This window comes from Vibrio sp. 947, assembly GCF_033339115.1.
Classification (GTDB): Bacteria; Pseudomonadota; Gammaproteobacteria; order Enterobacterales; family Vibrionaceae; genus Vibrio; species Vibrio alginolyticus.
The window spans coordinates 156,076-170,040 of record NZ_JAWOTX010000010.1 but is presented as its reverse complement, the minus strand read 5'-3'; the positions used below and the strand labels follow the sequence as shown (position 1 = coordinate 170,040).

Annotated in this window: 14 protein-coding genes; 9 read left to right on the top strand and 5 right to left on the bottom strand. The window is 46.7% G+C overall.

What is annotated here, in order from left to right:
• The first annotated feature begins 56 nt into the window (after positions 1–56).
• From R7Q39_RS14830 to R7Q39_RS14810, 5 genes are all read left to right on the top strand, one after another.
• Positions 57–1,664 (top strand): carboxyl transferase domain-containing protein, encoded by a 1,608-nt coding sequence (locus R7Q39_RS14830; protein ID WP_053304724.1) that lies wholly within the window; start codon positions 57–59, stop codon positions 1,662–1,664.
• A gap of 104 nt (positions 1,665–1,768) precedes the next feature.
• Positions 1,769–2,551 carry an enoyl-CoA hydratase-related protein gene (locus R7Q39_RS14825; protein WP_170893169.1) on the top strand — a complete coding sequence of 261 codons (783 nt, stop codon included), beginning with the start codon at positions 1,769–1,771 and terminating at the stop codon, positions 2,549–2,551.
• Positions 2,544–4,592 (top strand): acetyl/propionyl/methylcrotonyl-CoA carboxylase subunit alpha, encoded by a 2,049-nt coding sequence (locus R7Q39_RS14820; RefSeq protein ID WP_170893168.1) that lies wholly within the window; start codon positions 2,544–2,546, stop codon positions 4,590–4,592. The genes R7Q39_RS14825 and R7Q39_RS14820 overlap by 8 nt, the downstream gene beginning before the upstream one ends.
• On the top strand, positions 4,573–5,475 hold the full coding sequence (locus tag R7Q39_RS14815) for a hydroxymethylglutaryl-CoA lyase (protein ID WP_062731026.1): 903 nt from the start codon (positions 4,573–4,575) through the stop codon (positions 5,473–5,475). Before R7Q39_RS14820 ends, R7Q39_RS14815 begins: the two co-directional genes overlap by 20 nt.
• 173 nt (positions 5,476–5,648) lie before the next feature.
• On the top strand, positions 5,649–5,969 hold the full coding sequence (locus R7Q39_RS14810) for a DUF1840 domain-containing protein (RefSeq protein ID WP_318076408.1): 321 nt from the start codon (positions 5,649–5,651) through the stop codon (positions 5,967–5,969).
• Between the two features lie 98 nt (positions 5,970–6,067).
• On the opposite strand, the gene R7Q39_RS14805 is transcribed toward R7Q39_RS14810, so the two are convergent.
• The gene (locus R7Q39_RS14805; RefSeq protein ID WP_005373258.1) at positions 6,068–6,934 is read right to left on the bottom strand and encodes a mechanosensitive ion channel family protein; all 867 of its coding nucleotides are present in this window, start codon (positions 6,932–6,934) and stop codon (positions 6,068–6,070) included.
• 337 nt (positions 6,935–7,271) lie between these two features.
• Here R7Q39_RS14805 and R7Q39_RS14800 point away from each other — a divergent pair, with 337 nt between their 5' ends.
• Positions 7,272–7,820: a sugar O-acetyltransferase gene (locus tag R7Q39_RS14800; protein ID WP_005373259.1), complete on the top strand. Its 549-nt coding sequence runs from the start codon at positions 7,272–7,274 to the stop codon at positions 7,818–7,820.
• A 9-nt stretch (positions 7,821–7,829) separates the two neighbouring features.
• Here R7Q39_RS14800 and R7Q39_RS14795 read toward each other — a convergent pair whose 3' ends face one another.
• Entirely contained in the window at positions 7,830–9,263 is a 1,434-nt protein-coding gene (locus R7Q39_RS14795) for a PLP-dependent aminotransferase family protein (RefSeq protein WP_005373261.1), read from the bottom strand.
• A 136-nt stretch (positions 9,264–9,399) separates the two neighbouring features.
• Here R7Q39_RS14795 and R7Q39_RS14790 point away from each other — a divergent pair, with 136 nt between their 5' ends.
• The 3 genes from R7Q39_RS14790 to R7Q39_RS14780 are packed head-to-tail and all read left to right on the top strand — an operon-like array spanning position 9,400 to position 11,949.
• Positions 9,400–10,764, top strand: coding sequence for a cytochrome ubiquinol oxidase subunit I (locus R7Q39_RS14790; protein ID WP_005373264.1), 1,365 nt, complete (start codon positions 9,400–9,402; stop codon positions 10,762–10,764).
• Positions 10,765–10,792: 28 nt separating this feature from the next.
• The gene (gene cydB, locus R7Q39_RS14785; RefSeq protein ID WP_005373265.1) at positions 10,793–11,800 is read left to right on the top strand and encodes a cytochrome d ubiquinol oxidase subunit II; all 1,008 of its coding nucleotides are present in this window, start codon (positions 10,793–10,795) and stop codon (positions 11,798–11,800) included.
• Positions 11,801–11,820: 20 nt separating this feature from the next.
• Complete coding sequence (locus R7Q39_RS14780; protein WP_005373267.1) at positions 11,821–11,949, top strand: DUF2474 domain-containing protein; 129 nt, start codon at positions 11,821–11,823, stop codon at positions 11,947–11,949.
• Between the two features lie 69 nt (positions 11,950–12,018).
• On the opposite strand, the gene R7Q39_RS14775 is transcribed toward R7Q39_RS14780, so the two are convergent.
• The 3 genes from R7Q39_RS14775 to R7Q39_RS14765 form a co-directional block, all read right to left on the bottom strand.
• Complete coding sequence (locus R7Q39_RS14775; protein ID WP_170893166.1) at positions 12,019–12,774, bottom strand: PhzF family phenazine biosynthesis protein; 756 nt, start codon at positions 12,772–12,774, stop codon at positions 12,019–12,021.
• Between the two features lie 139 nt (positions 12,775–12,913).
• Positions 12,914–13,255: a hypothetical protein gene (locus R7Q39_RS14770; protein ID WP_054577804.1), complete on the bottom strand. Its 342-nt coding sequence runs from the start codon at positions 13,253–13,255 to the stop codon at positions 12,914–12,916.
• A 108-nt stretch (positions 13,256–13,363) separates the two neighbouring features.
• The coding region (locus R7Q39_RS14765; RefSeq protein WP_318074054.1) for a hypothetical protein at positions 13,364–13,965 on the bottom strand (602 nt) is incomplete at its 5' end.

The following is a 13,965-nucleotide window of genomic DNA, read 5'->3' as shown; positions in this document are numbered from 1 at the left end:
CAACCTAAATAAAGACGGGTGGTGACACCCGTCTACCGAATGGAGATCGGCTATTTATGGCTTGTTTGACGACCAATATTAATACCCATTCAGAGCAGTATCAGGAAAACTACCGCTCTATGGCGTCACTTGTAGATCAACTTTATACCGTGACTGCCCAAATAGAAGATGGTGGCGGTGAGAAAGCCCGCGAGCATCAGCAGAAGAAAGGCAAACTTCCGGTACGTGAGCGCATTCTTGCCCTACTCGACCCTGGTTCGTCCTTTCTAGAAATTGGTCAATTTGCTGGCTGGGATGTGTATCCAGATTACGTTCCATGTGCTGGAGTGGTTGCCGGTGTGGGTGTAATTGACGGCACCGAGTGTATGATCGTTGCCAACGACGTGACGGTAAAAGGCGGCAGTTACTACCCACTCACCGTGAAAAAGCACTTAAGAGCACAAGAAATTGCAGAAAAATGCCAACTGCCGTGTGTTTACTTAGTCGACTCTGGCGGCGCTAACCTACCCCGCCAAGATGAGGTATTCCCAGATAAAGACCATTTTGGCCGTATTTTCTACAACCAAGCCCGTATGTCGGCCAAAGGCATTCCACAAATTGCGGTGGTCATGGGGCTATGTACCGCTGGCGGCGCTTATGTTCCTGCCATGTGCGACGTATCCATCATAGTCAAAGAACAAGGCACGATTTTTTTGGCAGGTCCACCTCTTGTAAAAGCAGCGACAGGTGAAGAAGTCAGCGCGGAAGATCTTGGTGGCGCAGACGTTCACTGTCGCACCTCTGGCGTGGCGGACTATTACGCAGAAAATGATCACCACGCGTTAGAGTTGGCAAGACAAGCGGTTTCTCAAATTAACCACTTGAAACCCGTCCAACTCAAGCAAAAAACGCCACTGGAGCCGCGTTTTCCTGCCCAAGAGCTGTACGGCATCGTCGGAACCGATCTCAAAAAGCCGTTTGATGTTAAAGAGGTCATTGCCCGAATTGTTGATGATTCCCAGTTCGATGAATTTAAAGCCTTGTTCGGCGAAACCTTGGTCTGTGGCTTTGCCCATATTCACGGTATGCCGATTGGCATTGTCGCTAACAACGGCATTCTATTTTCGGAATCAGCACAAAAAGGCGCGCATTTTATTGAGCTATGCGCACAACGCAAAATTCCTCTGCTCTTCTTACAGAACATCACGGGCTTTATGGTCGGTCAGAAGTACGAAGCCGAAGGCATCGCCAAACATGGTGCGAAAATGGTAACTGCTGTTGCGTGTGCAGACGTGCCGAAGTTTACCGTGGTTATTGGTGGCTCGTATGGCGCAGGGAACTACGGCATGTGTGGCCGCGCTTATGATCCAACCATGATGTGGATGTGGCCAAACGCGCGCATCTCCGTCATGGGTGGAGAGCAAGCGGCTGGCGTGATGGCGCAAGTGACCCGCGATATCAAAACTCGCAAAGGTGAAAGCTGGAGCGTAGAGGAAGAAGAAGCGTTCAAACGTCCAATTGCGGAGCAATATCAGACTCAAAGCCATGCATACTACGCCAGTGCACGCCTGTGGGACGACGGCATTATTGACCCGGCGAAAACCCGTGATGTTGTCGGCATTGCTCTGTCTGCTGCGCTTAATGCGCCCATACCAGACAGTAAATTTGGCATCTTCCGTATGTAGTCGGATGCAAGGCAAACCTTAACTCCTCGCGAATACCGATGTTTAACAAGTAATGGTTAGCGAGCATTGAAATACAGACTGAAATGTCAGACAAAGGAAGTCACATGACCGGACTACTGCTTGAAAAAGACAGCAATGGCGTTGCCTGGTTGAGCCTGAATCGACCAGAAAAACACAACGCGTTTAATGATGAATTAATTGCTTCACTTATCGAAACCTTGGAACGACTTGAGCGAGACGACTCTCTACGCGCGTTAGTATTAACGGCACAAGGGAAACACTTTTCTGCGGGTGCAGACCTTGGCTGGATGCAGTCAATGGCCACCAAAACCGAGAGTGAAAACCTGCAAGACGCACAGCAATTGGCGATGCTCCTGCATAAACTGGATACCTTTAGCAAACCAACCATTGCTATGGTGCACGGCGCAGCATTTGGTGGCGCACTTGGGCTTATCTGCTGCTGCGATATCGCTATCGGCACACCTGAAAGCCGCTTCTGTTTGAGTGAAGTGAAACTCGGCTTATTGCCCGCGACCATCGGACCCTACGTAATTCGAGCGATTGGACAACGCCAAAGCCGACGCTACTTTTTGACTGCGGAAATGATCGATGCCGAAACCGCTCTATCGATGAGTATTCTTCATCAGATAGACGCTCAACCACGTGAAGCCGTCAATCGCACCATTGATCACCTGCTCAACAACGGTCCACAAGCCATGCAGGCAGCAAAAACGCTCTGCTTACGTTGTGACAATCAACCTATCGAGCATTCATTAATTGAATACACCAGCCAAGCTATTGCAACCGCCCGCGTGTCCGCAGAAGGACAAGAAGGACTAGCTGCATTTTTTGAAAAGCGCGCCGCCAATTGGAGGAATCATGTTTAAAAGAATACTGATCGCAAACCGCGGTGAAATTGCCTGCCGAATCATTAAAACCGCAAAAGCCATGGCTATCGAGACGGTTGCCGTCTATTCCGAAGCGGATCGCAGCAGCTTACATGTTAAACAAGCGGATTTCGCTGAATTCATTGGCCCCGCTCCGGCGAGTGAATCGTATCTCGATATCGATGCGATTATCGGTGCTGCGAAAAAATGGCAAGCCGATGCTATCCACCCTGGGTATGGTTTTCTTTCCGAGAACCCGAAACTGGCGAAAACGTGCAGCGAAAATGGCATCGCCTTTATTGGCCCTTCCACCAGCGCAATTGAGGCAATGGGTTCTAAATCTCAAGCCAAGGCAATCATGTCAGAGGCGAACGTGCCCTTGGTTCCCGGCTATCACGGCACAGACAACAGCGTAGAGCACTTATTAGCGGAAGCTGAAAAAATCGGTTACCCAGTGATGCTTAAAGCAACCCAAGGGGGCGGCGGTAAAGGCATGCGAGTGGTCAATAGCGCAGCCGAAATGCCTCTGGCCATCGACGGTGCGCAGCGTGAAGCACTTTCAAGCTTTGGCGATAAGCAGCTTCTAATCGAAAAATGTATATTGCAGCCTCGCCACGTTGAAGTTCAGGTATTTGCTGACCAACATGGCAACTGTGTCTATCTTTCTGATCGCGATTGCTCCATTCAACGCCGTCACCAAAAAGTAGTCGAAGAAGCACCAGCTCCCGGTCTTAGTGATGAACTGCGTAAACAAATGGGTGAAGCTGCGGTTCAGGCCGCTCAAGCGATCGACTATGTTGGCGCGGGCACGGTGGAGTTCTTGCTCGATAGCCGCGGTGAGTTTTACTTCATGGAAATGAATACTCGTCTGCAAGTTGAACACCCTGTTACTGAATTGATCACCGGCGTTGATTTGGTGGAGTGGCAATTAAAAGTCGCAGCTGGCGAGCATTTACCTATTTCGCAATCTGAAATCACCCACAACGGTCATTCAATTGAGCTGCGAATTTACGCAGAAGATACAGACAATGACTTTATGCCGTCGACTGGCCGCATTGATTACTTAAAAGAACCCGTATCAGACAGTAGTGTGCGCCTAGCGTGCGTACGCGTTGATAGTGGTGTTACCCAAGGCGATAGCATCAGCGAATATTACGATCCAATGATCAGCAAACTGATCGTCTGGGGGCAAACTCGTGATATCGCTCTAAAGCAGATTAAGCAGGCGTTAACTCAATATCACGTACGTGGAGTAACGACAAACATTGGTTATCTGCACAGTATTATTTCGCAGCCAGCCTTTGCCGAGATTGAGCTCGATACAGGTTTCATCGTCACACATCAACAAGGCATAAATGAGCAGCAAGACGTGTCGGATTCAATCTGGCTTACATTGGCGGCGGTTGCTCGCTGGAATGATCTCATTTCAAAATCAGACAGCTCAACGTTACCCGCGCCAACCAGACGAGGTTTTAGACTGTCAGTTGACAACGTTTACCGATTTAACTTCACGGATGCCAATGCCAACCATCAGGTACGTTTGCAACAATCATCGCAAGATACAGGAACTCACTTCACTGTCCGATGTGGTGAGGAGCTGCATCAGGTCATCCTGCTTGAAAGTGACAACCAGTTTATCGTCGATATTGATAATGTGCGTTACACCTTTAATGCACTTAGCAACGAACAAAAGACAACACTATTTTATCTTGGTCAGCAGCGCACGTTCGCTCATCAACCTAACTTTGACTCTGCAAAAGATGTAGATGATGAACTAAGTCCAACCGCACCACTCAACGGCATAATTTCAGCAGTTATGGTGGCTAAAGGTGACGAAGTGGCGGCGGGCGATCCGCTTTTGGTACTCGAAGCAATGAAAATGGAATACACCATCACGGCTCCGGTAGCAGCAAAAGTCGACGAATTGTTTTATCAGCACGGGGACCAAGTACAGCACGGTTCCATCCTGCTGAATTTGTCTTTGATATCGGATAACGTCAGTGAAGATAAGGAGCGCGAATATGCTACCAGCGAAGGTTAATATCGTCGAAGTCGGCGCTCGTGATGGTCTGCAAAATGAAACGGCAGTGACGCTGGTTGATAAAATCCGTTTGATTAACCAACTAAGCAGCAGTGGCTTAAAGCATATTGAGGCTGGATCTTTCGTCTCTCCAAGGTGGGTGCCTCAAATGGCCGATTCCGATCAGGTGTTTGCTGGTATCTCAAAAAAGCCTGAAGTGGTTTATAGCGCGCTCACACCAAATCTCGCAGGGTTAGAACGTGCGCTGGAAAGCGGTGTAAAGCGAATTGCGGTGTTTGGCTCCGCTTCAGAAACGTTCAGCCAGAAGAACATCAACTGCAGCATTACCGAAAGTCTCGCTCGATTTGAACCCGTTATCGAATTGGCGAACCAGCACAACATTCCTGTACGCGGGTACTTGTCTTGTACCATGGTGTGTCCATATGAGGGAGTAATCAAGCCAGAGCAAACTACCAAGGTCGCCAATACGTTGTTTGATATGGGATGTTATGAGATTTCGCTCGGTGATACTGTCGGTAAAGCAACGCCTAATCGCGTTATCGCCATGCTGGATTCGTTGTTAACGCTACTGCCAAAAGACGCGCTCGCAGTACATTTTCATGACACTTATGGACAAGCATTAGCCAATATCTACCAAGCCTTGTTAATGGGCATCAACACCATTGATAGCGCAGTAGCGGGGCTCGGCGGCTGCCCTTACGCGAAAGGAGCCAGTGGCAATGTTGCAACGGAAGATGTACTTTATCTGTGTGAGCAACTTGGGATTGAAACAGGCGTTGACCTTGGCGTCATCAATGAAGCGGGTTGGCAAATTTGCCGTGCGTTAGGAAAGTCTCCTGCTTCTAGGGTCGCATTAGCTCTGGGCGATCCGTATAGCTTGTAAATCATCAACAACCAATCAGGTAATGTATTTCAACGGGCATGCAGACGTACGTGCCCGTTTTTTGTTGTTACTCATAAAAACCTTAACGCTCAACGGTCTTCATCACATTAATTAGTATCTGATTTCAGCTACAATTTAGTTTCAAACCGAACATATAAAACAGGATCAGGTAAATGCTCATAACATTTCGTTGTCGAAGCCACTCAAACGTCACAATGTTTGGTGATATTGCATTAGATATGCTCAAAATGATGGGTCACAGCGGCACGGTGTCGGGATCAATTTCCGCTCAAGATGTTCCTGACGCGCTATCAAGATTAACTTCTGCTCTATCTGCGAAAAATGCAGCTGAAGAAAACCTCCCTACTGATGTAGACGAAGAGGAAGAACAAGCAGAGCCCGCGGTAAGCCTAGGACGCAGAGCGTTTCCACTGATTGAGTTGCTAAAATCAGCAATCAAAGAAGAATGCGAAGTCATGTGGGACAACCAATAACGCCTTCAAACTGGTTTCTAGCGAGGTGAATCCGTGTTGTGACCGCCTCGCTATGGTTACTCGACACCAAGATAAGAACACCAATACCGCTTATCGCCCTATCCGTTTCTCTCCCTAGACAACTTGATTTGCCCATCAATGTGCACATCTCGTTGTGGAAACGCGATTTCAATGCCGTGCTTTTCGAAAGCTTCGTAGATTTCAAAACGCATGGCACTTGCGACCGAGCGAATACCGCCCTCAACCGTTGAGTTAATCCAAAAATAAGATTCGAAGATCAAAGCATTGTCACCAAAGTCTTGAAAAAACACATCTGGCGCTGGCGAACTCAGAACTTGCGCTTGCTGCGAAGTCACTTCCGCCATTAAGGCAGCAACCTGTTTGACATCGCTCCCATACGCGACGCCGACGACGACCGAGCCACGAACTAATCTGTCGCATAACGTCCAGTTGATCACCACGTTCTCAATCAACTGACTGTTGGGTATGAGCATATGAACACCATCGGTTCGTCTGATTCTCGTTGAACGTGTATTTATTTGCTCGACAGTGCCTTTGGCGCCCTCAACCTCTAAAAAGTCCCCAATTCGAATTGGCTTTTCACCAATCAAAATCCAGCCACTTATGAAGTTGTTAATGATGTTTTGCGCACCAAAACCGAAGCCGATAGCGATGGCACCAGACAGAAAGGCAAACGCGGTAATTGGCACATTGATCATCGAAAGTGTGGTCATAAAAATAATGGCGAGAGCGATGACAAATAATATCCGTTTAACCAAATGAATCACGTTTGGGTCTTTCCCCGATGAGGACATTCTTGACGTAACGGTTTTGATCAAAATTTTTGATAACCATAAAGCGACAATCACCCATGTCGGCACCATCAATATCGCCCATAACGTGATAGGTTGTTCGTTAAAGGTAAACAGCGTTGTTTCTAAAAATGAAATGACCCGTTCGAACATAAAGTGCTCACTCTTGATTCATCGTTGCCAGCAAGCCAGAGCGCATAAGTCTTAAATTTTTAGGTCAATCGATAGCGCAAGCGGCTCAACTAAGTTCTTCTTATTAACTATATTGTAATCTACGTAAAACGCTTCGAGTGGTTTCCCACTTTGGCTTCAACCGATTAAGCCATTTAGGGAGCACGTCTTTGTGAACTAAACGAGCCAATCAACCAACTGGATACGCAAGGCAAATCAGTGATAACTTTCTGATTTTTAAGCGTCAAATTTTCACTTCGAATCACTCTCACTTATTATTATGCACCTTATTGCAATCTATATTGATGGAATGATTGTTATGTCAGAACTGACTCGGATGCGCTCTGGAGAAACCTATAATTGTCTGGATGAAGAACTAAAGCTAATGCGCGCCAAAACTGCGCAGCTTGTCTTCCAGTTTAACCACGAACCAAACCCAGATATCCGTAGACAGCTATTGGCGGAAATGGGCGTCCAATTAAAAAATAGCGCCTGTATAGAGCCACCGCTACAACTTACCTACGGTTGTCACTTGTCCATCGGAGAAAACACCTACATCAACTGGGATGCCATTATTCTGGACAATGGACAGGTTGAGGTTGGCGCGAACGTCATGATTGGGCCTAGAGTGCAAATTTACACAGCCGCTCATTCACTCGATACGCAAAGACGCTTAGCCGGAGATGAGATCGCCAAACCGGTAAAAATCGGCAATAACGTTTGGATTGGTGGGGGCGCTATCATACTGCCAGGCGTGACTATTGGTGATGAGGCCGTCGTCGGCGCTGGCTCTGTCGTAACCAAAGACGTTGCGCCGGGCGATCGAGTTGTTGGAAATCCGGCGCGCTCCATTAAACCAAAAAACTGAAGAAAGTCGCTATTTCGCCAAATGATCGCGAATAATATTAGCGAGCAGATTGAGAGCATGAACATATTTGTCATTGAGCTCAAAAGAAGCGTTAAGACGAATACAGTGATCGTATTGTTCTGTCAGGCTGAACATCTTTCCCGGTGCGATGCTGATATTACCCTTTAGTGCTTCTCGATATATCGGCAAGGCATCAATATGCTTGGGGAGCTCTAACCAAATAAAGTACCCACCGCTTTGGCTTAACACTTTGACTGCTTCAGGTAACAGCTCACTAAGCAGAACCGTCATCTTACTTTTACGTTCAAACAGCTTTTTCCGTAACTGCTTCAAATGCGATTCATAATTGCGGCTTGTTAAATAGTGCACCAATGTCATTTGCACTGGTGCACTCGTCGCTAATGTACTCATTAACTGTAACTTTTGTACCTCTAGCGCCCGCTTTCCCGCCGCAACCCAACCAATACGTAGCCCTGCGATTAATGATTTTGAAAACGAGGAGCACAACATGGTATTACCCGTGTCATCAAACATTCTTAGTGGGTAAACCGAGTCATTCTCGGCATGCAGTTCGCTGTACACATCATCTTCAATTACTGGCACGTTATATCGCTGTGTCAGTTCAATCAGCTTTTGTTTTTTCTCGTTGGAGAGCGTAAAACCCAGAGGATTCTGGAAGTTCGACATCAGCCAGCACGCTTTCACATCATGCGTTTGCAGCGCTCGTTCCAATGAGTCTAGGTCAATGCCCGTGACTGGGTCTGTTCTTACTGAGAGCGCTTTCAAACCTAACCGCTCTAAGGATTGCAAAGCGCCATAGAATGCAGGCGACTCCACAACCACCCAATCTCCCGGTCTTGTACAAGCTTGCAAACTGAGCGTTAACGCCTCCAGCGCGCCTGCCGTAATGACAATTTCATCGGGTGAAATTTCAATGCCTTTCGCAGCATAACGCTTCGCGATGATGGTGCGTAATTGCTCGTTTCCCGGCGGTAAGTTATCAAAGGTGGTGGAAATCGGCATATTGCGAGCGGCTGCGCTCATCGCCCGATTCACGTGATAGCGTGGATACAAACTTGGGTCTGGATAGGCAAAGCCAAAATTGATCATGGATGGATTTTTGCTCGCCTGCAGAACATCAAAGATAAACTCATTGATGTCTACCTGCTCTGTCCACGAAACTGCTGCTGGCGCTTGGGGTTCATTTGAACTCTTAATATTGGGCGCGACTCGATAACCAGAGCGCGGCTGTGACGTCACCCAGCCTTGAGATTCCAGAATTTGATACGCGTGCAACACCGTCATCAAGCTCAAACCCGAGTGTTCAGATTGGCGACGCAGCGAAGGCAGCTTGTCACCCGGATGCCATATCCCCGATTTTATCTGCCTTTTAAGCTGTTCCACTAACTCTTGATACTTTGCCAAACGCAAATCCCCTTCCATAAAGCCGAATTCAAAATAATAACACTTTAATATTTAATCTGTTATAGGTTTATAGTCACTGTCTGTACCTACTTCCCTCATTCCGCTCCTTTTAAAATAGCTCTCTCATAAAACTTAAAAGATCAAAGGAAGTTTAATGTTTGGCCTCGACGCATTTATGCTTGCACGGATACAGTTCGCCTTTACGGTATCCTTTCATATTATTTTCCCCGCTATCACCATAGGTTTGGCCACCTATCTCGCCGTGCTGGAAGGCTTATGGCTAAAAACACGTAATCCCGATTACCAAAAGCTCTATCACTTCTGGTCGAAAATTTTTGCGGTTAACTTTGGAATGGGTGTTGTATCTGGTCTTGTCATGGCCTATCAATTCGGCACCAACTGGAGTGGTTTCTCCGACTTCGCTGGTTCTATCACAGGCCCATTACTGACTTATGAAGTGTTAACGGCTTTCTTTCTCGAAGCCGGATTTCTTGGCGTAATGCTGTTTGGGTGGCGTCGCGTCGGCGAAAAGCTGCACTTTTTTGCAACCTCGATGGTGGCGTTAGGAACGATCATTTCGACGTTCTGGATTCTCGCCTCCAACAGTTGGATGCAAACGCCACAAGGCTATGAAATTGTCGACGGACGTGTGGTGCCAACCGACTGGTTTGCTATCGTTTTCAATCCTTCATTTCCTTATCGTTTGGCGCACATGAGCGTCGCGGCTTTCGTCAGTTCAGCACTCTTTGTAGGCGCGTCAGCCGCTTGGCATTTATTGAGAGGCAATCAATCGACTGCGGTAAAAACCATGTTTTCGATGTCGCTCGGGATCTTAGTGTTCCTTGCGCCACTCCAAGCCGTGATTGGCGATGTGCACGGGCTAAACACTCTGGAACACCAGCCCGCCAAAATCGCTGCCATCGAAGGACATTGGGATAACAGCGATGGCAAACCAACCCCATTGATATTGTTCGGCATGCCAAACATGGAACAAGAACGCACAGACTATGCCTTAGAAATTCCTGTTTTAGGAAGTTTGATCCTACGCCACAGTTTAACTGAGCCAATCCCGGCGCTGAAAGACTTCCCGAAAGAGGAACGACCGAACTCACCTATCGTCTTTTGGTCATTTCGAATCATGGTCGGGCTAGGACTTCTGATGATTTTTCAGAGCTTCTACAGCATATGGTTACGAAAAAAGAACACGCTTTATACTTCGCGTTGGTTCCTCAAGTTTTCATTGTTTATGGGGCCATCTGGTCTTATCGCAATACTCGCTGGCTGGTTTACGACAGAGGTTGGTCGGCAACCTTGGGTCGTGTATGGCGTACAAAAAACGCGTGATGCGGTTTCTGCACACGGAGACCTACAAATGAGCATCAGCCTGCTGTGTTTCCTTGTTGTATACAGCTTGGTATTTGGTTTTGGTTATTACTACATGATCCACCAAATCAAGAAAGGCCCCGATGCAATCGAACACGATGAGCACGACATGACGACCGTTTCAGGTCGCATTTAGAATTTGTCACAAAGTGAAGGTAGAAAATATGCATTTTGATTTATCCGTGATTTGGTTCGCGATCATCGTTTTTGCCACTTTGATGTACATCATCATGGACGGCTTCGATTTGGGTATTGGAGTACTGATGCCCTTCATCAAGGATGAAAAGCAAAAAGACGTCATGGTCAACAGTGTCGCACCTGTTTGGGACGGTAACGAAACTTGGATTGTACTTGGAGGCGCATCTCTATTTGGCGCTTTTCCGATGGCTTACGCTGTGATTATTGAAGCGCTAACCATCCCTTTAACGTTGATGTTGATTGCTTTGATCTTTCGTGGCGTCGCGTTTGAGTTTCGCTTTAAAGCATTGGAAAGCCACTTAAAGTTCTGGGATCGCTCTTTTATGGTCGGCTCGATTTTAACCACGTTTTTCCAAGGCATCGTTGTTGGCGCGGTAATTCAAGGCTTTGCGGTGGAAAACCGCGTCTTCGTAGGTAGCCAACTCGACTGGCTCAGCCCTTTTCCCATCTTTTGTGGTTTGGGTTTAGTCGCAACGTACGCGCTGCTTGGTAGCACATGGCTCATCATGAAGACGGAAGGTGAACTGCAAAACACGATGTACCGCTTCACTAACAAAACACTACTGGCAATGATCTCCGCATTAGTCATTGTGAGCGCTTGGACTCCACTTGCTTACCCTGCCATTGCGGAAAGATGGTTTTCTCTGCCTAATTTGTTCTACTTACTGCCCGTACCTGTCATTACTGGGCTGGTATGTTTGAAGATTGCCGACTCCGTTAAAAAGCGTAAAGAGCGCAGCCCTTTCGTGATGGCATTGGTGATCGTGATTCTCGGGTTCGCTGGGCTTGGCATCAGTATCTGGCCAAATATCATTCCTCCTAGCATATCAATATGGGAAGCAGCGGCTCCTGCAAGCAGTCAGCGCTTTATGCTCGTTGGAGCAGTGATCATCATCCCGATCATTCTGGCTTACACCTTTTGGAGTTACTACGTCTTCTCCGGAAAAGTAAAAGAAGGCGAAGCGTACCATTAACGAGTTGATAAGGAGTGAGTATGAAAATCAAAAATTGGTGCCGCCAATGGGCTTGGATGGTTGGAATTTGGGTCGTTAGCGTCGCTGCATTAGGGTTAGTGTCTATGTTATTTCGCGTCATGATGACCGCTGCCGGGTTAAAATCTTAGCTCGGCACTTTTAAGTCAATAAAAAATGGATGCCTCTAGATCTTGTGTAAGAGCTAGAGGCGTTTGCATTCAAGTCCGACTTTTCACGTGTGCAGACAATACGATCGTAGATTCTAAACCGCGAGCCACTTCAAAATAACCACCAGCACGAGATAGCTGACGAGCCGTCAATTTTTCTTTGCCTAGCTTTTCAAACCAATAAGGCGCCAATGAGCACTGAGCCGAACCTGTGGCAAGATCTTCTGAAATACCGATTTTAGGTGCAAAGTAACGCAGCACATAGCCACTATCAGAACTTTGAGCCGTCACGATGACCGCATGAAACTCATCAATTTTAATCAGCTCATCAAAGTTAGGTTGATAGAGAACAACATCATCTTCGGACTCGAGAACAACAACCAAATCACGCGTTGTAAAAGCATCTACGGGGCGATTGGAAAAACCTGAAATATCCAAGGGGATGGCATGAGGCTTGGCTTGCCAACTTGGCATCACGATCCTGTACATTCCAAAAAGTTCAGTAACGGTAATATGGCCATACTGGCTTTTTAGAATGATCTCATTCTGATGATAGTTGGAAATGATTGCAGCGCCTGCGCCCAAACTTCCGTGTCCGCATAGGTTGATCTCTCCTTCTAGGCTAAACCAGCGAATGTGGTAGTCAGTGCCAGACCGAACCACAAATGATGTGACAGGTTGAGCGACCTGATGAGTGATTTGAAGTAATTCAGAATCACTCAGCCAGTGATTTAGTTCGACAACGCCACATGGGTTACCTTGAGCTAACTCATCACAAAATACATCATATATTTGTGCTTTAATCATCCATCATCCTTACTGTTTGGCGTCTTGTTGACGGGTGAGCGACTCAATACTGATACCACTGCATACCGCCTTAATCACTAAAACCAACGCACAGTAAAAATGCTATGCGTTGCGAACCCCTCTTGAACAATTTGTTCGCTTAAATTCTGTAGCACCAAGCCACACTCGCCCAAAACATAATGTTCAAAGCCCAGATCATCACACTTTGAACAGGAAGCATGTGGAAAACTAACTGTGGACATGCCCTAAGCTCTCTCAGAGAGAACAGCATTTGAGGCTGAAAGTCCCAACTGGTTGCTAAACGCAGACCTCTTTTAAACCAAGGGTGATTCGCCAAATATTCAGCGTAAGATGAATAAATTGTCCACAAACCCAAAAGACCAAACAGCTCAATTATTGAGATTACTTCCAAACTAAAGGGCAATAATGAAGGTCCTCCAATAAGCAAAATAGCCGCAAATATCCATTTTCTATTTCTCATTACACATCCTTGTTAATGATTTAATCTAACTGCGTATATAAAAGATTCGAGAAAAGCTTGTCAGTTCCTAAGCTTTGAGGCATCAGGCCTGACAAGCATATGTATTAGCTATTTCTGATCGTCAAATTCATTAACGGTTTTTAGCCAAATAGCAAATTGGTTCAAGGATGTCTCATGACGTCTCTTAATATTTAACTCATCGCAAATAACATCTATTGGCGCTTCTGAGTTCTTCTGAATCGCAAACTTAGCAAGCCCCAAAGCCTCCTCATACGACAGCTCATTCCACTTTCGTTCATAACCGAATGCCTCTACACCCCGCCACTCAATCAAATCGACCATATTACTCGGCGAAACCCAGAGTGTTGGAGAGTACCCATCGCTCTCTTTGATACCAGCGAAAGTATCAAGTATTTTTCTCATATACTCGAGTTGCTTTTTGCTTGTACGTGTTAAGCCATGTAGGTTGGCTATTTCGAGGGTAAGTGCATGCAGTGTAATACCAGGGCGTTCGATAAGGATATCTGTAGCAAGTTGAGTGAGCCTATCAACGTATTCAGGTTTAAAATAATTTGCGGCATCCAATGTAATCGATGAAGCGTTCTCGATTTCATCAAATTCTTTACCAGAGCTCCCCGTTTGTTCAAGACAAAAACCTGTGCCTGAGTTTAAAGTTGAAGGACCTTTCGCTAACACTACTTTTCCCTCTG

Bases quoted from the DNA above. Each gene is read 5' to 3' on its own strand.
- R7Q39_RS14795 (WP_005373261.1), bottom strand. From the start codon at position 9,263: ATGGAAGGGGATTTGCGTTTGGCAAAGTATCAAGAGTTAGTGGAACAG.
- R7Q39_RS14805 (WP_005373258.1), bottom strand. From the start codon at position 6,934: ATGTTCGAACGGGTCATTTCATTTTTAGAAACAACGCTGTTTACCTTT.
- R7Q39_RS14780 (WP_005373267.1), top strand. From the start codon at position 11,821: ATGAAAATCAAAAATTGGTGCCGCCAATGGGCTTGGATGGTTGGAATT.
- R7Q39_RS14825 (WP_170893169.1), top strand. From the start codon at position 1,769: ATGACCGGACTACTGCTTGAAAAAGACAGCAATGGCGTTGCCTGGTTG.
- R7Q39_RS14820 (WP_170893168.1), top strand. From the start codon at position 2,544: ATGTTTAAAAGAATACTGATCGCAAACCGCGGTGAAATTGCCTGCCGA.
- R7Q39_RS14815 (WP_062731026.1), top strand. From the start codon at position 4,573: ATGCTACCAGCGAAGGTTAATATCGTCGAAGTCGGCGCTCGTGATGGT.
- R7Q39_RS14810 (WP_318076408.1), top strand. From the start codon at position 5,649: ATGCTCATAACATTTCGTTGTCGAAGCCACTCAAACGTCACAATGTTT.
- R7Q39_RS14770 (WP_054577804.1), bottom strand. From the start codon at position 13,255: ATGAGAAATAGAAAATGGATATTTGCGGCTATTTTGCTTATTGGAGGA.
- R7Q39_RS14775 (WP_170893166.1), bottom strand. From the start codon at position 12,774: ATGATTAAAGCACAAATATATGATGTATTTTGTGATGAGTTAGCTCAA.
- cydB (WP_005373265.1), top strand. From the start codon at position 10,793: ATGCATTTTGATTTATCCGTGATTTGGTTCGCGATCATCGTTTTTGCC.
- R7Q39_RS14800 (WP_005373259.1), top strand. From the start codon at position 7,272: ATGTCAGAACTGACTCGGATGCGCTCTGGAGAAACCTATAATTGTCTG.
- R7Q39_RS14830 (WP_053304724.1), top strand. From the start codon at position 57: ATGGCTTGTTTGACGACCAATATTAATACCCATTCAGAGCAGTATCAG.
- R7Q39_RS14790 (WP_005373264.1), top strand. From the start codon at position 9,400: ATGTTTGGCCTCGACGCATTTATGCTTGCACGGATACAGTTCGCCTTT.